We start from the raw sequence: 20,761 nt of genomic DNA on the forward strand, positions 1-20,761 counted from the left end.
CTTGCGCCAAAAGCTGTTCAGGTCAGGCTCCGGGACGCGCAAAGCAGCCCCCTGGTTCCGGCCACAATCTTCGCCCACGATGTCTTCCCCATGGCCGTGAGGTCGCTCACTGGCGACTGCCCCGCTCCGTTGGTCATTTGGGCCGGCGAAATAGGTGACGCGATCCAGGTCCGGCGATCTGGCGCAGGTAGGCCACTGTCGGTGGCCGATACCGTCCGCTGGCGGTGGTGGGCGTGCCGTGGCCGCCGCCCACGACATGGCGACTGTCGCCGTTGGTGGACAAGAACCAGTGGAAGGTGAGGGCTACGTGGTGTCTCCGTTCAGGAGTACGGAGTGAGGGGGATCTGGATCTGGTGACTGGCAGGTCTCGGGGCGGTCCGTCAGAGCAGGCCGTGGCGGGGTGGGCGGGTGTTGTTGAGTGTGTACCTGCCGATGTGCTGGATCTTCCAGCGGACCGGGTCGTGGAGCGTATGGGTGCGTGCGTCGCGCCAGTAGCGGTGCAGGTTGAGGGAGTTGAGGGCCGAGCGGGTGCCGGACACCTCGAAGAGGGCGTCGGCCACCTCTACGGCGGTCTGCGCGGCCAGTACCTTGGCGGCGGCCACCGCGATGGATGCCTCGGCCGCCGATTCGTCGGTGAGGTCGGCGGCCGCGGCGTCCACGGCTCGCCCGGCATTCCCCAGTAGCGCCTCTGCCGCCCTTACCCGTATGGCGAGTTCACCGAAGCGCTGGATCAGCAGCGGGTCCTCGGCGGCCGTCTCGACGCCGCTCTCGAACCAGGGGCGGCTCTTGGTTCGTACGAACTCGGCCGCCTCCGCCAGGGCGCCCGAGGCGATGCCGGCGTCGATCGCCGCGTGCAGCAACTGGGCTACGGCGCCGTGCAGTTGAGGCCCTTGGAAGGTGAGGTGGTGCGGCAGGACGCGGTCGGCCGGGACCCGTACGGCCTCCAGGCGGACGGTGCCGCTGGCGGTCGTGCGTTGGCCCAGGCCGTCCCAGTCGTCGATGACGCTGAGGCCCGGCGCGTCACGGGGCACGTAGGCCACGTGCAGGGCGTCGTCGTCCGTACGGGCCAGCACGGGGATCCAGTGGGCGAAGAGCGCGCCGGTGGAGTAGTGCTTGACCCCGGTCAGGTCGTAGGAGCCGTCCGGTCGCAGGTGCAGACGGGTGCGGATGTCCTGGACGTGTTTGGTCCCCGCCTCCGACTGCGCGTTGCCGAAACGGGCCCCCGATAGCAGCTCGGCGAAGAAGAACTTCCGCTGCACCTCGGTGCCTTGACGGCAGATCACATTGACGTAGGCGAAGTGGCTCTGCGGGATCTGGGCGAGGCTCGCGTCGGCGGTGGCCAGCAGTCGGAAGATCTCGGCGAGGGTCTCGGCGGAGACGTCCGCCCCACCGTGTTCGGCGGGGACGGTGACGGCGAGCAGGCCGGACGCGGAGAGCCGGTCCAACTCCGCGCGCGGCAGACGGCGTTCGACGTCCCGTACGGAGGCGTCAGCACGGAACTCCTCGGCCAGGGACGCGGCGACGGCGAGTGCCTCGGCGTCGTCGGCGATGATGTGGGCAGCCATCGCTCAGCCCGCCGCGGCCAGCAGCGGCGTACGGCCGAGCGCCGACGCGAACTGGTCGAGGACCTGGGTCAGGGCCTCGCGCGCGGGCGGCGCGACGGTCAGGGAGCCGTCCTCGTGGGCGGTCAGGTCCTTGTCGAGGGTGAACCAGCCCTGGACGATGTGGCCGGCGCCCATGGAACTGAGCACCGGGCGCAGGGCGTAGTCGATGGCCAGTACGTGGGCCGTGGTGCCGCCGGTGGCCAGGGGGAGCACGGTCTTGCCGGCGAGTGCGTACTGCGGGAGCAGGTCGAGGAGGGCCTTGAGGGCGCCGGAGTAGGCCGCCTTGTAGACGGGCGTGCCGATGACGATTCCGTCGGCGCGGGCGAACAGCTCGGTGGCCTCGATGATCGCGGGGTGGCGGAAGTCGGCGCCCAGGAGCGCTTCGGCGGGGATGGTGCGTACGTCGAGGGGGATCACCTCGTGGCCCTGGGCGGCGAGGAGCGTATCCAGGTGGCGCAGCAGTTTGCTGGTGCGGGAGGAGGCGGAGGGGCTGCCGGAGAGGGACAGGACGGTGGCCATGGGTGCCCTTTCGGATGGTGGGGCGCCTCCCCGGGGCGCCTCCCGTGGTGCGGGAGGCGCCCCGGGGAGCGGTCAGGAGTTCAGGTCGGTCAGGAGCACCAAGTCGGTCAGGAGTACCAGGTCGGCTCGGGCAGCTCACCGCCCAGGACCCACCGTCCGACTTCGCGGCGCTTGTAGGAGACTGGGTCGTGCAGGGTGTGGGTGCGTACGTTGCGCCAGAACCGGTCGAGTCCCTCGGAGTTGGCGGTGGAACGGGCCCCGGTGACCTCGAAGATGCGGCTGGACACTTCCAGGGCGACGTCGGTGGCGCGTGCCTTGACCGCGGCCACCCGCACCTCGAATTCGCCACGGGACTGCTCGGTGACCGCGTCGGGCTCCTCGTGCAGTCGCTGCCCTTCGGCGGCGACCGCGTCGGCCAGGGCCTCGACCGCCCACAGCTTCGCGGTGAGGTCGCCGTAGATGTCGATGACGTACGGCTCGTCGATCGCGCGCTCGTGGCCGCCGTGCAGCCAGGGGCGGGTCTTCTCGCGGGTGTAGGTGGCGGCCGTCTGCAGCGCACCGGCCGCGATGCCGAGGTAGAAGCTGACGAACACCAGCTGAATGGTGGGGACGTTGAGGGTGTTGTAGATGCGAGGCTGGAATTTCTTGTCGACGTATCCGGCCGCCGAGGCCCACGGGGTGCGGACGCCGTCGAGGGTGACGCCGCCGCTCTCGGTGAGTCGCTGGCCGATGTTGTCCCAGTCGTCGTGGAAGGTCAGGCCGTCGCTGTCGGAGGGGACGATCGCGAAGACGTGCTGGTCGGTGCCTTCGAAGACGCCCTCCAGGACGGTGACGTCCGAGACCTTGCTGCCGGTGGAGAAGGTCTTCCGACCGGTGAAGACCAGGTCGTCCCCGTCTTCGGTGACGACGACGTCCGCGTCGCGCGGATTGACGGCTCCGCCGAAGAACCAGCGGTTCCTGGCTGCCTCGGCCTCCACGTGCTCCCACTGCTCGCGGGTGCCCACCAGGCGGGCGGCCCAGTTCCACAGGTAGTGGTAGCCGAGGAGCTGGCCGATGGAACCGTCCGCCTTGGACACCTCGCGGACCACCCGGTAGGCGGTCGGCCAGTCCTGGCCCGCGCCGCCGTGCTCGGTGGGGCCGAGCAGGGTGACCAGGCCCGAGTCCTTGAGGAGTTGGACCTCGGCGTACGGGGTGGCGCCGGCGTGGTCGCGGGCGGCGGCGTCGGTGGCCAGGACGGTGGCGACCTCGGCGGCGCGGGTGATCCAGTCCTCGGCCGACTGCGGGGTGGGGCGGCTCTGCCAGTCGACGGGTGTGACGGTGCTCATGGTGCGTGACCTCTTTCGCGAAGCGGTGCGGTGCGGTGGGGAGCAGTGTGGTGTGTGGTGTGGCGCGGTGTGGAAGGTGGGTAGTACGGAAGGTGCGCGGCTGATCGCGCAGTAACCCAGTGCCCGAACTAGTCCTCGGATGAGGGGAGTTGGGACTCCAGCTCGCGTACGAGGGGCAGGACCCGGCGACCGAAGTACTCGACCTCCTCGTGGTAGTGCAGGAAGCCGAGCAGAAGCAGATCGACGCCGAGCTTCTTGTAGGCGACGATCCGCTCGGCGATCTGCTCCGGCGTGCCGATGAGCCCGGTGCGGAAGCCGTCGTTGTACTGCACCAGGTCCTCGAAGGAGGAGTCCTGCCACATGCCCTTGCCGTCGGCGGCGGACTTGCCGGCCTGCTTGACGGCGGCGCCGAAGCCCTCGACGGCCTCGGTGTCGGCCTTGGCGACGATCTCGCGCAGCGTCTCGCGTGCCTCGGCCTCCGTGTCACGGGCGATGAGGAAGCCGTTGAGGCCGAACTTCGGTGCGCTGCGGCCCGCTTCGGCGGCGGACTTGCGTACGTCGTCGATCTGCTCGGTGACCCCGGCGAAGTCCTTGCCGTTGGAGAAGTACCAGTCGGATACGCGGCCTGCCATGGCGCGCGCGGCCGTGGAGTTGCCGCCCTGGAAGATCTCCGGATGAGGCCGCTCGGGAGTGTTCAGGGGCTTGGGCTTGAGCGAGAAGTCGCGCAACCGGTAGAAGTCGCCCGCGAGTTCGGTGTGGTCCTCGGTCCAGATCTGGCGGAGCGCGCGGATGAACTCCTCGGTGCGGCGGTAACGCTCGTCGTGCTCGAGCCAGGGCTCGCCCAGGGCGGTGAACTCGCCCTTGAACCAGCCGCTGACGACGTTGACCGCGAACCGGCCATTGGAGAGGTGGTCCGCCGTGGCACCGAACTTGGCGAGGACGCCGGGATGCCACAGTCCGGGATGCACCGCGGCGATGACCTTCAAACGCTCGGTGGCCAGCAGCAGGGCGAGGCTGAAGCTGGTGGACTCGTGCTGGTACTCGGCTCCGTAGCTGGCCATGTAGCGGACCTGGCTGAGGGCGTAGTCGAAGCCGTTGTTCTCGGCGAGGACGGCGAGTTCCCGGTTGTATTCGTAGCCCCAGTCGGTGCGCTGCTCGATTTTGCTGGTGACCAGGCCGCCGCTGACATTGGGGACCCAATAGGCGAATTGTAGGGGCGCGGGCATGCAGAACTCCTGTCGCGGAATGCTGGGAATTTCGGGCACGCCGAATTCGGCAGGCTTGTGCGTGAGCCGGATTCAGGCGGTGCGAGGGCAGCACGGCACGCCGGTCGGCATGACGGGTGCAGGTGCTGGGGGAGAGCGGCGGATCAGCGATTCAGGCCGCGAGTTGGCGGTTCGGTCCGCACGCACGACAGGAAGCACTGGAGACGCGCGCGAGGTCGACATGGCGTCGCCGCGTGAGGTCCAGTTGCCTGTTCATGGATTCGATGCTGGCAGGGCGTCCTGAGAAGCGTCAAGGGAAACCAGACCGGTTTCGCATGGTGGACCATTGAATTTCACGAGCCTGTGACAGGGGAACCCTTGCACCGTCCGGATTGCCATCCGCATTCTGCTGGCATGCGGACCGAACAACTGGAATACATTGCCGCGGTGACCCGGCTCGGCTCTCTGCGCCGGGCGGCGGAGGAACTGCGCGTGTCGCAGCCCGCGTTGAGCGAGACCGTAAGGAACCTGGAGCGGGAACTGGGAGTCGATCTCCTGGAGCGCAAGCGTTCCGGGTCGACGATGAGCGCACAGGGCCGGGAACTGCTGCCGCACATCGCGGGCGTGCTGGAGGCGCTGGACCGGCTCCGGGCCGCGGCCGGCGAGCAGCACCGGATCAGCCGCATGGTGCGGGTCGGCACGGTGAACGCGGCGACGATTCCCCTTCTCGTGCCGGTGGTGCGGGAGTTCCGCGCGACGCATCCGGTCACCCAGGTCGAGGTGGTCGGGACGCAGCAGACGGAGATCCAACGGGGCCTGTCCGAGGGCGGGTTCGACCTGGGCCTCGTCAACCATCTGGCCGGCGACGACGTGCCCGCGGGCCTGGAGTCGTCCCGGCTGCTGCGCGGCAGACCGGTGGTGTGCGTGCACCCCGACAGCCCGCTCGCCGCCCGGCCCGCGGTCACGGTGGAGGAGCTGCTCCGTGAACCTCTGGTGGCGATGCGCTCCGGCTATGTCATGCACCGGTTCGTGCACCGGCTCCTGGCGGGCCGGGAGCCGGTGTTCTCGTACTCCACCGACGGCGCCGAGATGGGCAAGCTGATGGTGGCCGAGGGGCTCGGCGCGACGGTCCTCCCGGACTTCAGTGTGATCGGCGATCCGCTGGAACGCCTCGGCAGGATCACCTACCGGCCGATCGCGGACGACTCGACGCGCGTCCTCCTCATGCTGCAACGCAGGAGGGGCGACGCGGTGCCGCAGGCGGCACGCGACCTGCATCAGGGGTTCGTGCGCAGGGCCAGGAAACTGAACGCGATCCCGGGCGTCGTGTCCCCGATGGCATGACGGGCGAGCGGACGCGGGGACGCCCCGTCCCGGGTCGGTTCACACTCCGCCCCACACCTCCTCCGCGGTCTCCACGATGAGCCGGAGCTTGGCCAACTGGTCGTCGATGGTGAGCTTGTTGCCCTCGACGGTGGAGGAGAAGCCGCACTGCGGGGACAGGCACAGCTGGTCGATGTCGATGTAGCGCGAGGCCTCCTCGATGCGCCGCTTGAGGGCGTCCTTGTCCTCCAGCTGAGGCCGCTTGGTGGTGACGAGGCCGAGGACGACGTGCTTGTCCTTGGGGACGTAGCGCAGCGGGGCGAACCCGCCCGAGCGCTCGTCGTCGTACTCCAGGAAGAAGCCGTCGACGTCGAGCCCGCCGAAGACCGCCTCGGCGACGAAGTCGTAGCTGCCCGAAGCGGCCCAGGAGGAGGCGAAGTTGCCGCGGCACATGTGGGTGGTGACGCGCAGGTCGTCGGGGCGGCCGGCCAGGGCCTTGTTGATGTTGGCGATGTACGTCTCGTGCTGGTGCTCGGCGTCGCCGCCGATGGAGGAGACGTACGAGCGCTGCTCGGGGTCGTTGAGATAGGCGAGCGAGGTGTCGTCCAACTGGAGGTAACGGCAGCCGAGTTCGTGCACGCCGCGGATCTGGGCCGCGTACGCGTCGGTCAGGTCGGACCAGAAGGCGTCGAGGTCGGGGTAGACGGACGCGTCGATCGCGGCGCGGCCGCCGCGGTAGTGGACCATGCTCGGCGAGGGGATGGTCAGCTTCGGGGTGACGCCGTCGGTGACGGTGTCACGGAGGAAGGCGAAGGCGTCGGCGAAGATCGTGCGCTCGAGACGCACCTTGCCGTCGATGCGCGTGGAGGGCGGCGCGAACTCGATGTCGCCGTCCTCGTTGTGGAAGCGGACATGCAGCGACTCGTCCTCCACGCGGCTGATGCCGCCGAGGGAGTAGATGAAGTCCATGTGCCAGGAGGCGCGGCGGAACTCGCCGTCGGTCGCGCTGCGCAGTCCGGCCTCCTTCTGCAGCGCGACGACCTCACGGACCGCCGTGTCCTCGGCGGCGGCGAGCGCGTCGTCGTCGATCTTCCCTGCGGCGTGTTCCGCGCGCGCCCGCAGGAGCGCGGGCGGGCGCAGCAGGCTGCCGACGTGGTCGGCGCGGAACGGGGGCTTGGCGGTGGCGGCCATGGCGGGTCATCCCTTCATCGACTACACCCCACAGCCTCACCCGGAATGATCCGCCCCTCAACCATCTGACCAGAGTCCGTGGGAATTCCCGCGGTGCCGGGCGTACGACGACGGGCTCCGGGCCGACCGCGCTCCACGTCCTAGGCGACCGTGAGCACGATCTTGCCGCGGATGTGCCCCTGGGCGGCGCGTTCGTGCGCGGCTCGTGCGTCCGCGAGCGTGAACGTGCTGTCGATCGCGACGCGGACCGTGCCCGTGTCGAGCAGGCGTCCCAGCTGGGCGAGTTGCGCGCCGTTCGAGCGGACCTGGGCAACGGAGACCGTGACGTCCAGCTTCGCGGTTTCTTCTGCGTCGAAGTCCCCGGGAAATACGGGGAATTGGGCGCCGCCGCGCTTGAGTGTGCGCAGGAAGCGGCTGCTGTGGGGGCCGCCGACGGTGTCCAGAACGAGGTCGAGGTCGTGTGCGAGCTCCTCGGGGCGGCTCGTGGTGTAGTCGATGAACCGGTCGGCGCCGAGATCCCTCAGGAACGATTCGTGCGCGCCGGATGCCACCGCGATGACTCGCGCGCCCTTCCACTTCGCGAGCTGCACCGCGAAGTGCCCCACGCCGCCCGCGGCGCCGTTGACGAGCACCGTCGTGTCGGCGTCGAGTGCCCTCGGGCGATGCGGTTCCTCCTGGAAGGGCGACGGGTGATCGTGGCCGACTTCGATCAGGAACTGCCACGCGGTGAGGCCGGCCATGGGTGCCCCCGCGGCGTGCACGTGGTCGATGCCAGCCGGTTTGCGGGCGAGGTCCGAGGCGGGGGCGGCGACGTACTCGGCGTATGCGCTGCCCTTGAAGCTGGGAAAGCGCAGGAGGCCGAAGACTTCGTCGCCCACGGCGAGGCCGTGCACGTCCGGGGCGACGGCCTCGACAACGCCCGACACATCCGTCCCCGGGATCACCGGCAGGCTGACCGTCGAATCCGGCTCTCCGGGCATCGTGGTCAGTCCGCCGCGCAGGTACCAGTCCGGAGGGTTGATGCCGATGGCGTGCACGCGGACGAGCACCTCGCCCGGCCCCGGCTCGGGGATCGGCACCTCGTCGTAACGCAGAACTTCGGGGCCGCCGTGCTCGTGGAGCCGGACCGCCCGCATCGTGTGTGTCGGCATCGTTTTCTCCTGATCGGACCACGGGATAGGCTTATTCGGATCAGTGAACCACATAAGTGGAGCACTGGTTCGAATATATGGACCACTGATCCGGATAGTCAAGAGGGACAGATGCGGGCCGACGCCAGGAAGAACCGCGACCAGCTGCTCGCAGTAGCGGGCACCGCCATCACCGAGCAAGGTGTCGACGTGTCACTGCGCGACATCGCACGCAGGGCCGACGTCGGGCTCGCGACGCTGCTGCGGCACTTCCCGACCCGCGAGGCGCTGCTCGACGCCCTGCTGCGCACCAGCTTCGACGAGCTGACGGCGAAGGCGGACGAACTCGAGGGGATGAGCGAACCCCAGGACGCTCTCGTCTCGTGGCTGCGCGACTGTGTCGCGTGGACGACCGAGTACCGGGGCGTGACCGTGCTGATGGCAGCCGCCATCGAGGACAGCGAATCCGCACTTCATGCCTCGTGCGTGACCTTGCGTGCAGCGGGCGCGCGGCTCCTCACGCGCGCCCAGGCCGTGGGTGCGGCCCGCACCGACATCGACGGCACCGATCTGTTCGCGCTGGTGGCGGCGCTCGCCTGGCTCGGCGACCAACCCGCGCTCGCGCCCCGCGCCGATCGCCTCTTCGACGTGGTGGCGAGTGCGATCCTGACCGATGCGGAGGGCGGCGGTACCGAGGCGGGATGCCGCCCCGAGGCTCATGGGTAAGACGTCATTTCCGGGTGCGGCTGCCCTCGACCTGCTCAGTGATTCCTGCCCGGCGCCATGTCGCGCACGTGGCTCCCGTTGTCGCGGAGTGCGTCGACGGCGATGCGCGCGGCCGTGCCGATCACCGCGTCGGCGGCGGGCAGGATCGCGGAGGTGCGTACGGTGCGGGTGAACACGGCGACCGCGTAGCGGCCGCCGTCGGGGTACTCGACGACGCCGACCTCGCCGCGCAGCGTCGGCAGTGACCCGGTCTTGCCGGCGACGTGCACGTCGTCGAAGGGGAAGCCGGACGCGAGCCGGTGCGGCCACACCTGAAGGCTCATCAGACGCCTTATGGCCGCGTCGTGTTCGGGCGTGGTGGCGGTGTCGCGCCAGATGGCGGCGAGCAGCCGGGTCAGTTCGCGCGGGGTGCTGCGGTTGGCGCGTGCGGGGTCGAGCGCGCGCAGGCCCGCGATGACGTGCGGGTCGGCGAGGGCCTGTGCGCCTGCCGGTCCCGCGTCCTCCTTGACCATGGTCATCGCCGCGCCGAAGGTGTGCACGGCCAGGGTGCGGGTGAGGCCGAGGCGGGCCGTCGTGCGGTTCACGGCGTCCAGGCCCACACGGCCGAGCAGCAGGTCGGCGGCGGCGTTGTCGCTGACGGACATCATCAGGTAGGCGAGGTCGCGCAGCGAGAGCCGGGCCGCGTCCAGCATGGCCGCGAGCCCGGTCGGCCCCGCGGAGCGCCCGGCGGGCGGGCAGTCGACCTGCTCGGTGAGGTTCAGGTCGCCGGCCGCCGCCCGTTCGTGCAGCGCGACCAGCAGCGGCAGCTTGTGGACGCTCGCGGTGCACACCAACTGGTCGGCGTGCCAGTCGAGTTCGGCGCCGGAGTCGATGTCGCGGGCGTGCAGCCACCCGGTGACCCCGGCGTCGGTGAAGGCCGCCCGGATGGCGGTGAGGGTGTCGGTCATAGCCAGTACTCCGCTGCGGGACGCAGATGCATCGGGCGTGTGGGGGTGTCGGGGCGGGCGTCGGCGGTGGTGCGCAGCGCGTGCGCGGCGGCGTCGGCGAAGGCGCGTACGGCGGCATCCCCGTGTCCGCGCGGCCAGGCGGCCGAGTGCCGCCAGGCCATCGGCGCTCCGGCGAGCGGACGCCACACGAGGTCGGGGTCCGCGCCGTCGCCCCGGGTGTCGCGCGGGGTGAACGCGACGGCCGCGGCGGACTGGACGAGACCCCGGACGAAGCTGGCGCCCCGGCCGTGCCGGACCGCGGGCGGCGTGTAGCCGCCGCGTGCGCAGACGGTCAGCAGATCGTCGTAGAGCGCGGGGGAACCGGCGCGCGGGAAGAGCACCAGGTCGTGGCCGGTGAGTGCGGCGAGGGGCACTTCGGTGTGCTGGGCGGCGGGCGCGCCGCGCGGTAGGAGGACACCGAGGTCGCGGCGGAGCACCGGGCCGATCTCGAGGCCGGACACATCGCAGGGGTGGTGCACAAGGCCCACGTCGAGCTCATGCGCGGCGAACCGGTCGAGCTGCTCGGCCGTCGACAGCTCGTGGAGCTCCAGCTGCGCCGTCGTGCATCGCGCCTGGAACTCCGTCAACAGGGCGGCGACGGTGCTGCCGGCGATGTCGGGCGGCACCGCCGCGCGCAGCAGCCCGCTCTCCCCGTCCCGGATCCTGCGGGCGGCGGCGCGCAGTGTCCCGGCGCGGGTGAGCAGCTCGCGTGCCTCGGGCAGCAGCAGTGTCCCGGCCTTGGTGAGGGCGACCTGGCGGCTGGTCCGGTCGAAGAGCCGCACCTCCAGCTCCCGCTCGAGGCGCTGGATCCGCTGCGACAGAGGCGGCTGGGCCATGCCAAGGCGATGGGCGGCACGGCCGAAGTGTGACTCTTCTGCAACAGCCACAAAGCATTCCAGGTGCCGGATCAGGTCCACGAGCAGCAACCATATCCATTTTTGATGAATGGGCAATCCATATCGGACTTGGACATGAGGAGACCGGGCTTGCTCTGCTTCCGGCATGACACACCCTTCCACCAGGGGGAGAGCCGCACGCTCCCCGCTCAAGGCCGTCACCGCCGCGACCGCGGTACTCGCCGTCGCCGCGATCGGCACGTACGCGGCGGGGCTCGGCCCCTTCGACCGCGGTTCCGACGCCCCCGACCCGGCCGCCACCTCGCAGGCACGGGCCTTCCTCGCCGACTGGTCGGGCGGCCACTACGACAAGGCGGCCGCCCGCACGAACAGCCCCCGACGGGCGCAGGAGGTGCTGCGCAGCTTCACCGCGGGCCTGGACATCGACAAGCCGCGCCTGACCGCGTCCGCCGACGCGCACACGGACGACGGCACGGTGCGTGTCCCGTTCACCGCGAAGATGCCCGTGACGGGGCTCGGTACCTGGACGTACACGTCGGAGCTCCCCCTGCGGGAACTGGAGAACGGGGACTGGACGGTGGACTGGGCCCTGGAGCTCGTCCATCCGCACCTGAGCGACAAGGCCAAGTTCCGCCTGGAGCGCGAGGACACCAGCCCGCCGAAGGTCACCGACCGGAACGGGAAGTCACTCACCGGCGACGTGTATCCGTCGCTGCAGCCGCTGCTCGGCCAATTCGCGGGTGAGAGCGGCAAGCCGCGCGGTGCGATCCGGCTCGTCGACCGGGTCACCGGGAAGCGCGAGGGCACGGAGACCACGTTCGGGCAGCGGGCCGAGAAGAACGGGAAGGCGGGCGATGCGCCGGTGAAGACGACGCTGGACGCTGCCTGGCAGTCCGCCGCCGACCGGGCTCTCGACGCCGAGTCCGACGGGAAGAACGCCTCGCTCGTCGCGCTGCGGGTCGACAACGGCGAGGTCCTCGCCATGTCGAACTCTCCCGCCACCGGGTTCAACCGGGCCGTGTCGGGGACGTACGCGCCGGGCTCCACCTGGAAACTCGTGACCAGCAGCGCGCTGCTGCTGAAGAACGCCGTCTCGCCGGACACCGTCGTGGACTGCCCCAAGTACCTCACCGTGGGCAAGGAGTTCCACAACGTGGAGACGTCCGAGTTCCGCGGCGCCACGTTCCAGAAGGACTTCACCGAGTCCTGCAACACCGCGTTCATCAGCCTGCGCGGCAAACTCGGCGACGCCGAGACGGGCGATGTGGCACGCAAGTACTTCGGCGTCGGCCAGGAATGGCACGTGGGAATCCCCTCGTACGACGGGTCGGTGCCGGTGCCCGGGGACGAGACGGAGAAGGCGGCGGCGATGATCGGGCAGGGCCGCGTCCAGGCCAATCCGCTGATCATGGCTTCGGTCACCGCCACCGCGGCGTCCGGTCGCTTCCATCAGCCCACCGTCGTGCCCGGCACCGAGGACCGCACCTCCACCACCCCGCTCCCGAAGTCCGTGGTCACGCAGCTGCGCACGATGATGCGGGCCACCGTGACCGAAGGAACGGCGCACGTCCTGTCCGATCTGCCCGGCGAGATCGGCGCGAAGACCGGCACCGCGGAGGTCGCAGAGGGCGAGCCGAACAACGGCTGGCTCGTGGCCCGTCGCGGCAACGTCGCCGTGGCCTGTGTGGTCGAGCAGGGCGTCACGGGCGGCGGCTCGGCCGGCCCGATTCTGCACAGCCTGCTCTCCGCCGTCCCCGACGACCCGTCCTGACGCGGCGCCCGGTCGCGTTCCACCCAGGCGTCCCTCTGCTGGTTCACCGGCACGATCTCCACGTCGTTCCGCCCGTACCACGAGTACGCGCACCACCTGACCCGGCGGGTGCAGCGGGTGGGCGTCCCCACCGCCCCGTCCTGTTCCCCGCGGACCTGTCACAACCGCCACGGAGCTGGGCCGAGCGCACCTATCACCTCACCCGCTACACGCGCCTGCCCCGTTGCGGACACTTCGCCGCACACGAGGAACTCGCCCTGCTCGCCGACGACATCACCGCGTTCTTCCGTGAGCTCCGCCCGCGGTGACGTCGACGACGATGCGGACCTGTCCGCTCTGCAGGAGGCTGCGGCTGCGTACGAGGAAGCGACGCGAGAACTCCGGGCCGCAGCAGAGGAGTTGGGTATCTCTCCGCGCTCAGGGCCGCCCGTGACGACGCGCCAACGCCGGCGCCAGCGTCAACGTTCCGGCTCCGGGGCGGGCCGGCGGCTCGGGGCGTATCTGGCGAGCATCGTCTGGACGGCCTGTTCGACGGCGTCGTGGACGTCGGAGGCTGTGGGGTCCCAGTCGGTCAGCAGCATGCGGGGCCACAGGACGTAGTTGGCGATCATGCCGAGGAACTGGTTCGCGGCGCCCGTGGCGTCCGGGACATCGGCGTTGCCCGCCTCGTGCTCGGATTCCAAGTAGTCCTGAACGGAGGTGAAGTAGGGCAGTTTGCCGAGCTCGAACTGCATCCGTCCCAGTTCGGGGAAACGAGGCAGTTCGGCGATGACGATTCGGAACAGGGCCGCCATGCCGGGCCGGCCGATCAGGTCGGCATAGCGGTGGCCGATGGTCGTCAGTCCGGAGCGCAGATCTCCGGTCCGCGGCCGCGCGGCAGCGTCGCCGGCGTCACGCTGCCAGGACTCGGTGACGATGGCCTCGAAGAGGGCCGCCTTGGTGGGGAACTGCTTGAACAGGGTGGACTTCGAGACCCCGGCCGCTTCGGCGATCCGGGCCAGTGAGGTGCCGTCGTAGCCACGCTCCAGGAACAATTCTGTGGCTGCGGTGGTGATCGCCTCGCGTTTCTGCTGAGCGAGCCTGCGGTGGTGTGCGGAGAGCTCTGCTGCCATGCGGACAGTATGCCGCAGCCCCGAGGCGAGTCACTTGACTCGCCTCGGGGCTCTTGCTTACGGTGCGAGGGAAAGGCGAGTCGGGTGACTCGCCTCCTATCTGTGGCGCCCGGGCGAATCCCGGTAGCCGCGCCGTGGAGGAACAGTTCATGACGAACGACAAGATCGCTTTGGTGACCGGCGCGAATCGCGGCCTCGGACGCGCCGCGGCCGTCGCTCTGGCCACACGCGGGGTGCGGGTCGTGGTCACCCACCGCGGTGATGCGGCCGGGGCCGAGGAGACGGTGGAACAGGTGCAGGCGGTGGGTGGGACTGCCGCTGTTCTCCGGCTCGACATCAGCGACGTCTCCTCCTTCGCTTCCTTCACCTCCGAACTGAGTGCGCAGTTGGAGCGCTGGGGTGCTTCGCGGCTCGACATCTTGGTCAACAACGCGGGAGTGGGGATCTTCGGTCCCCTGGAGGACGTCACCGTCGACGACTTCGACACGGTGATGGGCACCAACGTCCGGGGCACGTTCTTCCTCATCAAGGCACTTGTGCCGCTGCTGGCCCAGGGCGGCCGTGTCATCAACGTTTCGACGTCACTGACCCGCCACACCAGCCCCGCCACCTCGGTCTACTCCGCCTCGAAGGCCGCCGTCGAAGCCCTGAGCCGCACCCTCGCCGCGGAACTCGGCCCGCGCGGCATCCTGGTCAACTCCATCGCCCCCGGACCGACCGCCACCGATTTCAACGGTGGAGCGATGCGGGACGACGCAGGAATGCGCCAGGTCCTGGCCGGACAGACCGCGCTCGGTCGTGTCGGCGAACCCGAGGAGATCGGCGACGCCATCGCCACGCTGGCCTCCGAGGGCCTGCGCTGGGTCACCGCCCAGCGGATCGAGGTCTCCGGCGGCGCCCTCCTCTGAGCGACCGGTCGACTGGTGTGCCGTTCGAAAACTCACCGCTACCGCTTCGCTCGCCGGCCTCGCGCTCGCCTCTCAACTGGCCACCGACCGACCTCCGCTCGAGGACAGCACACTCCCGCCGGACTGCCAGCGCATTCCGCCGGACCGGTCATGGCCCGGCAGGTCGGTGACGCGCTGGGAATCGACGTCAGCGTGCGGGCCAAGCTGGAACCGTTGCGTGTGAGACCGGTCGGACTCGTCGATCGCGGCTGGCCGCGGGAACGAGGGGCTGCCCGGCCGTGTCTCTCACAGCTGCGCAGGATCTACGAGGGGACCGGGGTCGGCTGAGTGAGGTTCACCGGGTTGCCGTCCGGGTCACTGATGTGGGCGACGCGCTGTCCCCACGGCATGTCGTTGGGGGTGCTGCGGACCGAACCGCCCAGCGCCTCCACTCGGCCGAGTGTCTCAGCCACGTCGTCGACCCCGATGCTCAGCAGGATCCGCGGCGTCGCCTTGGTCCCCGGGTCCGCTTTGGCCACCAGGCCGAGTTCGGTGTCGCCGATGCGCAAGCCGACGTAGAAGGCCGGGCCTTCCTCCGGTACCCGGAAGATCTCCTTGGCACCGAACAATTTCGTATAGAAGCTGACCAGAGCGTCCTGGTCGGCTGTCAGGATCACGGGCTGAATGGTGGACATGGCACTCCTGTCGCGAACGGTCGTGTCGCTGGACAGACCGTTCGAGGCCGGTGAACTCATCGGCAACAAGCCGCCCCGCCGGAGACCGCTTCCGAGCGAGTACGCAGGTATGGACAGGAGGCCGGCGGTCTATGAGGCTTCCGGCTGACACAGGTCTGTCGTGCCGGCGGGAGCGGATCTGGTCGAAGGCCGGAAGGGGGCCTGCAGGGGGATGGGCGGGGGAGGCAACATGGGGGAGAGCCACGTGAGAGGCCGTCGGGCCGGAACGGTGCGCATGCTGTGGGGTGTCGGCGCGGTTGTGGTCCTGGCGTCGCTGACCGCAGGCTGCAGTCCGCCGGAACTTCCGCTGGTGGCCATTGGCAGGGGCCCTGACGGGGACGTGCGGGCGCTGCTGATGCCCTGCTCACACGGCACGCACATGGAAGAGGTCAGCGTCCGGCACATCGACGATGACACTGATCGTGTGGATGCCGAAGTCCTGGACGGCTGGTCGGCCCGGCCGCCCCGGGCGGTCACAGGAGAACAGGAAATCAACGTCTACCACCCGCCGGAAGGCTGGCACGGCAAGGTACGTCCGGCCAGGAAGCTGTCCGCAAACGGGTTCTACGCCGTGGAGTTCGTGGTCGGAAGGTGGTCGCCGAAAGAGCGTGCCACCTTGGTGGAGTACCGCGGCGTCAACCGTTTCGCGGCCGCGGACATCGAGGGACTGGGTCCTGGACAGTGGTGGGCCGATGACAAGGCGATGAGCCGCGCCGAGGTCCAGAAGCATGTGGACGACGCCTGCTGATACTCCAGCTGTAGACCGTTGTCCTGATGCCTGGGCGCAGCTTGTGCGAGGCCGAGGTGCCGCTGGCGCCCGCCACGTCGAGCACGTGGAGCAGGCCGGCCTACAAGGGGGCCATCGCGGCCATCGTGACCTGGAACGCGACCGCGTCGGGGTCGATGTCCAGCGTATGGTCCTGCTCCCAGCGGCCGATGGACTCCGAGCCCTCGACGATCGTGCGGCAGCGGTCGTAGCGGCGCCGCATGAAACCGGTGAGGACGTCAGGGACGGAGGCTCCCTTGGCGATCTCCTCGGCGAGCACGACACCGTCCTCGATGGCCTGAGCACCGCCCTGCCCGCAGTGCGGGGAAGTACCGTGCGCGGCGTCCCCGATGAGCAGAACCCGGCCGCGGTGCCAGGGCGGTGGCAGCAGCACGTTCTCCACCGGTCGGTACACCACGGCGTCGTCGTCGACGATCAGCTCGCGGTGCTCGGCGACCGCGCCGCCGTACTCGGCGAGCCGTTCCCGGAACACCGCCGCCAGTCCCTCGCGCGGCAGGCGCACGGGCTGCCCCTCGGGCACCTTCTCGATGGCGAGCAGGTACATCAGGTCCGGCCCGAGCGGGCAGAATCCGGCCGTACCGCGAGAGCCCCGGTAGGTCCACAGGCGGTCCAGTTCGGGAATGCGGGGCATGTTGTAGCGCCAGCACACCTGGCCGGTGAACTTGGCCCGGTACTCCTCGCCGAACACGGCCGCTCGGGTCTGCGAGTAGAGGCCGTCCGCGGCGACGACGAGGTCGTAGCCGCGCTCCCGCCCGTCGGTGAACGACACGTCGACACCTTCGGTCGTCTGCTCCAGGCGGGACGCGGTGACGCCGGTGCGGATGTCCACGCCGGCGTTCTGCGCGGCCGACAGCAAGGTGTCGTGGAGCCGGCGGCGGGTGATGCCGTTGTTGGGCGGCAGGCCGGGCAGGATCGGAGGGAAGGGCTGGTCGGTCAGGAGGGTCGTGCCGTCGGCACGCCAACTGCGCATGCCCAGGACGGGGTGGCCCTGCGCCACGCACTCCTCGGCCACGCCGAGTGCGTCCAGCGCGCGCAGTGCGTTGCCGGGCTGGATGATTCCCACCCCATAGACGTCCCACTGCGCGTTCTTCTCGATGAGGTCGACGTCGAGGCCGAGACGTCCCAGCGCGATGGCCGTCGACAGGCCGCCGATGCCCCCGCCGATGATCAGTATGCGTTCGATGTCGTTCATCGTGGGCTGTGCTCCGGTTCGTTGGGGAGAGGGGGGCATGGTGCTTCTTCGCTCGGGTGGGGTCTGCTGCTCGCGTATTCGGGTTGCCGCTCACGGCGTGGCGAACGCGAGCGCCTCGGCTCCGGCGTACTGGGCCCGGGAGCCCAGTTCGGCCCCGATACGCAGGAGGCGGTTCCACTTGGCGGTGCGCTCCGAGCGGGTGGTCGAGCCGACCTTGATCTGGCCGGTGCGCCAGCCGACGGCCAGGTCCGCCAGCCAGTCGTCCTCGGTCTCGCCGGAACGGGCGGACAGGACGGTGCCGTACCCGGAGGTGTGGGCGTGGTGGACGACGGTGCGGGCGGAGTCGAGGGTGCCGGTCTGGTTGGGCTTGACCAGCACGGCGTTGGCGACGCCCTGGGCGATCCCGCGGCCGAGCCGGTCCACATTGGTGACGAAGAGGTCGTCGCCGAGCAGCTGCCGGCCGGCGAGCCGCTTCGTCGCCACGGCCCACCCGTCCCAGTCGTCCTCGGCCAGGGCGTCCTCCAGGGAGACGATGGGGTAGCAGGCACACCAGTCGGCCAGTTCCTCGACCAGCGCGGCCGAGGTCAGCTCCCGGTCCTCGGCGGCGAGCCGGTAGCCGCCGTCGGCCTGCTGGAACTGGGTGGCGGCGATGTCGATGGCGATGCCGATGTCGTCGCCCGGCCGCAGCCCGGCCCGTTCGACGCCCTGCACCAGCACCTCAAGTGCCGTGCGGTTGCTGGGCAGGACGGGGCCCAGTCCGCCTTCGTCGGCGACCAGGGCCACCGGCAGACCGCGGTCGGCGAGGACGTCGGCGGTGCCGGCGCGGACCCGGGAGGCCCATTCGATGGCCTCGGCGAACGTCGTCGCGCCCAACGGCACGGCCAGGAAGTCCTGTACGTCGAGGGAGCGTCCGGCGTGCGCGCCGCCCGAGATGATGTTGACCATGGGCAGCGGGAGCAGGGGAGTGGCGCCGGGCTCGGCGACGGCTTCGTACAGCGGCAGGCGGCGGGCGTCGGCGGCGGCGCGTGCCGTGGCGACGGACACGGCCAGCACCGCGTTGGCGCCCAGCCGGCCGAGGTCGGCGGTGCCGTCCAGGGCGCGCAGCGTGGTGTCGAGCTGCCGCTGGTCGGTGGCGTCGAGGCCACGTACGGCCTCGGCGATCTCGCCGGTGACATGGGCGACGGCCCGGCGGACGCCGTTGCCGCCGTAACGGGCCTCGCCGTCGCGCAGTTCACGGGCTTCGTGACGGCCCGTGGAGGCGCCGGAGGGGACGGTGGCCGTGCCGCGCCCGCCGCCGGACAGGACGACCTCGCAGCCGACGGTGGGTCTGCCCCGGGAGTCCAGCGCTTCCCAGGCGAACAGTCGGGTGAGGGCGGTGTCGCTCAACTCAGGTACTCCCAGGCGTCGGTGGCCAGTGCGGGCGGGTGTTGCAGAAGGTCGCGGCCGAGCGTGCGGGCGCGCCGTCGCTTCTCCTCGTCGAGATAGGCGGCGGGGCTCTTGCCGTCGACCCGGGCCAGTACGAGGCAGGCGGTCTGGCGGACGAGCTGGGCGGGATCGAGGGGGACGGTGGAACGTGTCTCGTCGAGGAGTGCGTTCAGGAAGGTCCGGGCCGCCTCGGCGTACGACGGGGCGTGGCGGGGCTCGTTGAGGGTCTTGAGCAGCAGGTGCCCGATGGTCCAGGCGGGGTCGAACGTCGGGTCCCCGACATGGGCGACCTCCCAGTCGATCACCCACAGTCCGGGTCCGGCGGGGTCGGCGAGGATGTTCTTGGGTGTGTAGTCGCCGTGCACCAGACATGTGCTCGTCCGTGCCATGACGGTGAGGGTCTCGTCGATGGGGCCGACGAGGTCGGGGTGGTGGTCCCGGATGGTGTGGTGGAAGGGGTCGACGCGCAGTTGGGCGAAGACGGTCCGGTCGGTGAACTCGGTGACGAGGCCGGGGTCTTGAGCGGTCGTGCGCTGCCAGGTGCCCAGGATCCGGCCGAGCCGTTCGGCGATCGCCGGGTTCACGTCGCCGGCCATCAGGTCGTCCCGCCAGGTGTGCCACGTGCGGGGGGCCCGCTCGATCGTCAGATAGCCGTCGCTGAGGTCGTGCACCTTCGGTACGGCGTCCGGGGTGAGGCGCCCGGCCAGCCGCAGTGCGCGGCCCTCGGTGTCCAGGCGGCCGGTGTCGGCCGTCCAGGTCCGGGCCACGCGAAGCTGGGTGAGGGCCCGCTTGACGACGATGTCGACGCCGAGGCCGGTGACTTCGAAGACGTCGTTCGAGACGCCTCCGGTCATCGGCCGGATCCGCAGCCCGGCGTCCGGGGCGGCCAGCCCCCGGCGGACCAGGTGGTCGGCGAGCGCCACCGGGTGCTCGGTGTCGGTGGTCGGCCGGTTCATGAGCGGGCCTCCAGGGCGGTGCGCAGTGCGGCGCTGTCCAGGACCTGGGGGTTGACCACGGTCGCGGGGACCCGGTCGCGCAGCACGTCGGCCGCGTTGGTGGCGGCTTTACGGGCCAGCTCCGCCAGGGAGCCGTCGGAGGAGAACGCGACGTGCGGGGTCAGCACCACGTCCGCCCGTCCGCGCAGGGCGTGGGGGACGGGCAGGGGTTCCGGGTCGGTGACGTCGAGCCCGGCGCCGGCGATCTCCCCGCGGTCGAGGGCGTCGACCAGGGCCTCGGTGTCCACCAGCGGGCCCCGCGCGGTGTTCAGCAGCAGCGCGGTCGGCTTCATCGCGGCGAGTTCGGCGGCGCCGATCAGACCCCGGGTGTCCGCGGTGAGGGGGCAGTGCAGGGACAACACGTCCGCCACGCGCAGCAGTTCCTCCAGTGACGCGGCGGCCCGGACACCGTCCGGAAGACCGCCCGACCCCTGGCGCAGGGCCACCACGTCCATGCCGAGCGCCTGGGCGCGGGGGACGAGTGCGCGGCCTATCGTGCCCAGGCCGACCAGACCGAGGACCTTGCCGCGCAGCCGTAGGGGCGTCGGTACCGCCGTTCCGTCCCATCCTCCGTCGGCGAGCTGCCGGGTGAGCGGCACGAGCCGCCGGGCCAGGGCCAGGAGCAACAGCAGGGTGTGGTCGGCGACTTCCTCGGAGCAGTAGTCGGGGACATTGCTGACGACGATGCCCAGCCGCGTCGCGTGATCGACGTCGATGTTGTCCACGCCCACTCCGTAGCGGGCCACCGTACGGCAACGCGAGGCGGCCTCCAGCACCTCCCTCGACACCTTGGCGAAGCAGGTCAGGATGGCGTCCGCCTCCGGTGCCAGGCGGACGAGTTCCGCGCTCTCGCCGCTCTCGGCGACGATCAGTTCGGCGCCCGCCTCGGCGAGCACGGCGGTCTCGACATCGACGGTGGGCCAGGCAAAGTCGGTGACGAGGACTTTGAACGTGCTGTTCACGACACTTCCCCCACGGGCAGACCTCCTGAA

Annotated in this window: 20 protein-coding genes and 1 pseudogene; 5 read left to right on the forward strand and 16 right to left on the reverse strand. The window is 70.4% G+C overall.

Features of this window, described 5'->3' with window-relative positions; genetic code table 11:
- Positions 1 to 172: 172 nt before the first annotated feature.
- The 6 genes and pseudogenes from ACYSUO_RS41100 to ACYSUO_RS41125 all read right to left on the reverse strand — a co-directional run.
- Positions 173 to 364: pseudogene (locus ACYSUO_RS41100) on the reverse strand (hypothetical protein); the annotation flags it as partial.
- 16 nt (positions 365 to 380) lie between these two features.
- A complete protein-coding gene (locus tag ACYSUO_RS41105; RefSeq protein WP_461781315.1) occupies positions 381 to 1,565 on the reverse strand; it encodes an SfnB family sulfur acquisition oxidoreductase in 1,185 nt (394 codons plus the stop codon).
- Between the two features lie 3 nt (positions 1,566 to 1,568).
- Positions 1,569 to 2,123, reverse strand: coding sequence for an NADPH-dependent FMN reductase (gene ssuE / locus ACYSUO_RS41110; RefSeq protein ID WP_461781316.1), 555 nt, complete (start codon positions 2,121 to 2,123; stop codon positions 1,569 to 1,571).
- Positions 2,124 to 2,230: 107 nt separating this feature from the next.
- A complete protein-coding gene (locus ACYSUO_RS41115) occupies positions 2,231 to 3,448 on the reverse strand; it encodes an acyl-CoA dehydrogenase family protein (protein WP_461781317.1) in 1,218 nt (405 codons plus the stop codon).
- A gap of 128 nt (positions 3,449 to 3,576) precedes the next feature.
- Positions 3,577 to 4,674: a dimethylsulfone monooxygenase SfnG gene (gene sfnG, locus ACYSUO_RS41120; RefSeq protein WP_461781318.1), complete on the reverse strand. Its 1,098-nt coding sequence runs from the start codon at positions 4,672 to 4,674 to the stop codon at positions 3,577 to 3,579.
- 151 nt (positions 4,675 to 4,825) lie between these two features.
- The gene (locus tag ACYSUO_RS41125) at positions 4,826 to 4,930 is read right to left on the reverse strand and encodes a putative leader peptide (RefSeq protein ID WP_461781319.1); all 105 of its coding nucleotides are present in this window, start codon (positions 4,928 to 4,930) and stop codon (positions 4,826 to 4,828) included.
- A gap of 137 nt (positions 4,931 to 5,067) precedes the next feature.
- Here ACYSUO_RS41125 and ACYSUO_RS41130 point away from each other — a divergent pair, with 137 nt between their 5' ends.
- Positions 5,068 to 5,997 carry a LysR family transcriptional regulator gene (locus ACYSUO_RS41130; protein WP_461781320.1) on the forward strand — a complete coding sequence of 310 codons (930 nt, stop codon included), beginning with the start codon at positions 5,068 to 5,070 and terminating at the stop codon, positions 5,995 to 5,997.
- A 39-nt stretch (positions 5,998 to 6,036) separates the two neighbouring features.
- Here ACYSUO_RS41130 and ACYSUO_RS41135 read toward each other — a convergent pair whose 3' ends face one another.
- Positions 6,037 to 7,167, reverse strand: coding sequence for a 5-methyltetrahydropteroyltriglutamate--homocysteine S-methyltransferase (locus ACYSUO_RS41135; protein WP_461781321.1), 1,131 nt, complete (start codon positions 7,165 to 7,167; stop codon positions 6,037 to 6,039).
- 140 nt (positions 7,168 to 7,307) lie between these two features.
- Positions 7,308 to 8,318, reverse strand: a complete 1,011-nt coding sequence (locus ACYSUO_RS41140) for an NADP-dependent oxidoreductase (RefSeq protein ID WP_461781322.1) — start codon at positions 8,316 to 8,318, stop codon at positions 7,308 to 7,310.
- 111 nt (positions 8,319 to 8,429) lie between these two features.
- On the opposite strand from ACYSUO_RS41140, the gene ACYSUO_RS41145 reads away from it, so the two are divergent.
- Positions 8,430 to 9,023, forward strand: coding sequence for a TetR/AcrR family transcriptional regulator (locus ACYSUO_RS41145; RefSeq protein WP_461781323.1), 594 nt, complete (start codon positions 8,430 to 8,432; stop codon positions 9,021 to 9,023).
- A gap of 35 nt (positions 9,024 to 9,058) precedes the next feature.
- On the opposite strand, the gene ACYSUO_RS41150 is transcribed toward ACYSUO_RS41145, so the two are convergent.
- Both ACYSUO_RS41150 and ACYSUO_RS41155 read right to left on the reverse strand, forming a co-directional pair.
- On the reverse strand, positions 9,059 to 9,970 hold the full coding sequence (locus ACYSUO_RS41150) for a serine hydrolase (protein ID WP_461781324.1): 912 nt from the start codon (positions 9,968 to 9,970) through the stop codon (positions 9,059 to 9,061).
- Positions 9,967 to 10,926 (reverse strand): LysR family transcriptional regulator, encoded by a 960-nt coding sequence (locus ACYSUO_RS41155; protein ID WP_461781325.1) that lies wholly within the window; start codon positions 10,924 to 10,926, stop codon positions 9,967 to 9,969. Before ACYSUO_RS41155 ends, ACYSUO_RS41150 begins: the two co-directional genes overlap by 4 nt.
- Positions 10,927 to 11,011: 85 nt before the next feature.
- Here ACYSUO_RS41155 and ACYSUO_RS41160 point away from each other — a divergent pair, with 85 nt between their 5' ends.
- Complete coding sequence (locus ACYSUO_RS41160; RefSeq protein ID WP_461781326.1) at positions 11,012 to 12,637, forward strand: penicillin-binding transpeptidase domain-containing protein; 1,626 nt, start codon at positions 11,012 to 11,014, stop codon at positions 12,635 to 12,637.
- 458 nt (positions 12,638 to 13,095) lie between these two features.
- Here ACYSUO_RS41160 and ACYSUO_RS41165 read toward each other — a convergent pair whose 3' ends face one another.
- Positions 13,096 to 13,749 (reverse strand): TetR/AcrR family transcriptional regulator, encoded by a 654-nt coding sequence (locus ACYSUO_RS41165; RefSeq protein ID WP_461781327.1) that lies wholly within the window; start codon positions 13,747 to 13,749, stop codon positions 13,096 to 13,098.
- A 149-nt stretch (positions 13,750 to 13,898) separates the two neighbouring features.
- Between ACYSUO_RS41165 and ACYSUO_RS41170 the strand changes: the two genes are divergently transcribed.
- Positions 13,899 to 14,657, forward strand: coding sequence for an SDR family NAD(P)-dependent oxidoreductase (locus ACYSUO_RS41170; RefSeq protein WP_461781328.1), 759 nt, complete (start codon positions 13,899 to 13,901; stop codon positions 14,655 to 14,657).
- A 302-nt stretch (positions 14,658 to 14,959) separates the two neighbouring features.
- On the opposite strand, the gene ACYSUO_RS41175 is transcribed toward ACYSUO_RS41170, so the two are convergent.
- Entirely contained in the window at positions 14,960 to 15,331 is a 372-nt protein-coding gene (locus ACYSUO_RS41175; protein ID WP_461781329.1) for a VOC family protein, read from the reverse strand.
- A gap of 229 nt (positions 15,332 to 15,560) precedes the next feature.
- On the opposite strand from ACYSUO_RS41175, the gene ACYSUO_RS41180 reads away from it, so the two are divergent.
- Positions 15,561 to 16,118, forward strand: coding sequence for a hypothetical protein (locus tag ACYSUO_RS41180; protein WP_461781330.1), 558 nt, complete (start codon positions 15,561 to 15,563; stop codon positions 16,116 to 16,118).
- Between the two features lie 100 nt (positions 16,119 to 16,218).
- Here ACYSUO_RS41180 and ACYSUO_RS41185 read toward each other — a convergent pair whose 3' ends face one another.
- The 4 genes from ACYSUO_RS41185 to ACYSUO_RS41200 form a co-directional block, all read right to left on the reverse strand.
- Positions 16,219 to 17,349: an FAD-dependent monooxygenase gene (locus ACYSUO_RS41185; RefSeq protein ID WP_461781331.1), complete on the reverse strand. Its 1,131-nt coding sequence runs from the start codon at positions 17,347 to 17,349 to the stop codon at positions 16,219 to 16,221.
- 90 nt (positions 17,350 to 17,439) lie between these two features.
- Entirely contained in the window at positions 17,440 to 18,735 is a 1,296-nt protein-coding gene (gene eno / locus ACYSUO_RS41190) for a phosphopyruvate hydratase (RefSeq protein WP_461781332.1), read from the reverse strand.
- Positions 18,732 to 19,730: a phosphotransferase family protein gene (locus tag ACYSUO_RS41195; RefSeq protein WP_461781333.1), complete on the reverse strand. Its 999-nt coding sequence runs from the start codon at positions 19,728 to 19,730 to the stop codon at positions 18,732 to 18,734. Before ACYSUO_RS41195 ends, eno begins: the two co-directional genes overlap by 4 nt.
- Positions 19,727 to 20,731, reverse strand: a complete 1,005-nt coding sequence (locus ACYSUO_RS41200; protein ID WP_461781334.1) for a C-terminal binding protein — start codon at positions 20,729 to 20,731, stop codon at positions 19,727 to 19,729. The genes ACYSUO_RS41195 and ACYSUO_RS41200 overlap by 4 nt, the downstream gene beginning before the upstream one ends.
- Positions 20,732 to 20,761 lie beyond the last annotated feature (30 nt).

Source organism: Streptomyces sp. UC4497, from assembly GCF_054871485.1.

What these genes read in the sequence shown, in the direction of transcription:
- ACYSUO_RS41140 (WP_461781322.1), bottom strand. Translation starts at nt 8,318, where the DNA reads ATGCCGACACACACGATGCGGGCGGTCCGGCTCCACGAGCACGGCGGC.
- ACYSUO_RS41145 (WP_461781323.1), top strand. Translation starts at nt 8,430, where the DNA reads ATGCGGGCCGACGCCAGGAAGAACCGCGACCAGCTGCTCGCAGTAGCG.
- ACYSUO_RS41160 (WP_461781326.1), top strand. Translation starts at nt 11,012, where the DNA reads ATGACACACCCTTCCACCAGGGGGAGAGCCGCACGCTCCCCGCTCAAG.
- ACYSUO_RS41180 (WP_461781330.1), top strand. Translation starts at nt 15,561, where the DNA reads ATGGGGGAGAGCCACGTGAGAGGCCGTCGGGCCGGAACGGTGCGCATG.
- sfnG (WP_461781318.1), bottom strand. Translation starts at nt 4,674, where the DNA reads ATGCCCGCGCCCCTACAATTCGCCTATTGGGTCCCCAATGTCAGCGGC.
- ACYSUO_RS41170 (WP_461781328.1), top strand. Translation starts at nt 13,899, where the DNA reads ATGACGAACGACAAGATCGCTTTGGTGACCGGCGCGAATCGCGGCCTC.
- ACYSUO_RS41195 (WP_461781333.1), bottom strand. Translation starts at nt 19,730, where the DNA reads ATGAACCGGCCGACCACCGACACCGAGCACCCGGTGGCGCTCGCCGAC.
- ACYSUO_RS41150 (WP_461781324.1), bottom strand. Translation starts at nt 9,970, where the DNA reads ATGACCGACACCCTCACCGCCATCCGGGCGGCCTTCACCGACGCCGGG.
- ACYSUO_RS41175 (WP_461781329.1), bottom strand. Translation starts at nt 15,331, where the DNA reads ATGTCCACCATTCAGCCCGTGATCCTGACAGCCGACCAGGACGCTCTG.
- ACYSUO_RS41105 (WP_461781315.1), bottom strand. Translation starts at nt 1,565, where the DNA reads ATGGCTGCCCACATCATCGCCGACGACGCCGAGGCACTCGCCGTCGCC.
- ACYSUO_RS41130 (WP_461781320.1), top strand. Translation starts at nt 5,068, where the DNA reads ATGCGGACCGAACAACTGGAATACATTGCCGCGGTGACCCGGCTCGGC.
- ssuE (WP_461781316.1), bottom strand. Translation starts at nt 2,123, where the DNA reads ATGGCCACCGTCCTGTCCCTCTCCGGCAGCCCCTCCGCCTCCTCCCGC.
- ACYSUO_RS41115 (WP_461781317.1), bottom strand. Translation starts at nt 3,448, where the DNA reads ATGAGCACCGTCACACCCGTCGACTGGCAGAGCCGCCCCACCCCGCAG.
- ACYSUO_RS41165 (WP_461781327.1), bottom strand. Translation starts at nt 13,749, where the DNA reads ATGGCAGCAGAGCTCTCCGCACACCACCGCAGGCTCGCTCAGCAGAAA.
- ACYSUO_RS41185 (WP_461781331.1), bottom strand. Translation starts at nt 17,349, where the DNA reads ATGAACGACATCGAACGCATACTGATCATCGGCGGGGGCATCGGCGGC.
- ACYSUO_RS41125 (WP_461781319.1), bottom strand. Translation starts at nt 4,930, where the DNA reads ATGAACAGGCAACTGGACCTCACGCGGCGACGCCATGTCGACCTCGCG.
- ACYSUO_RS41135 (WP_461781321.1), bottom strand. Translation starts at nt 7,167, where the DNA reads ATGGCCGCCACCGCCAAGCCCCCGTTCCGCGCCGACCACGTCGGCAGC.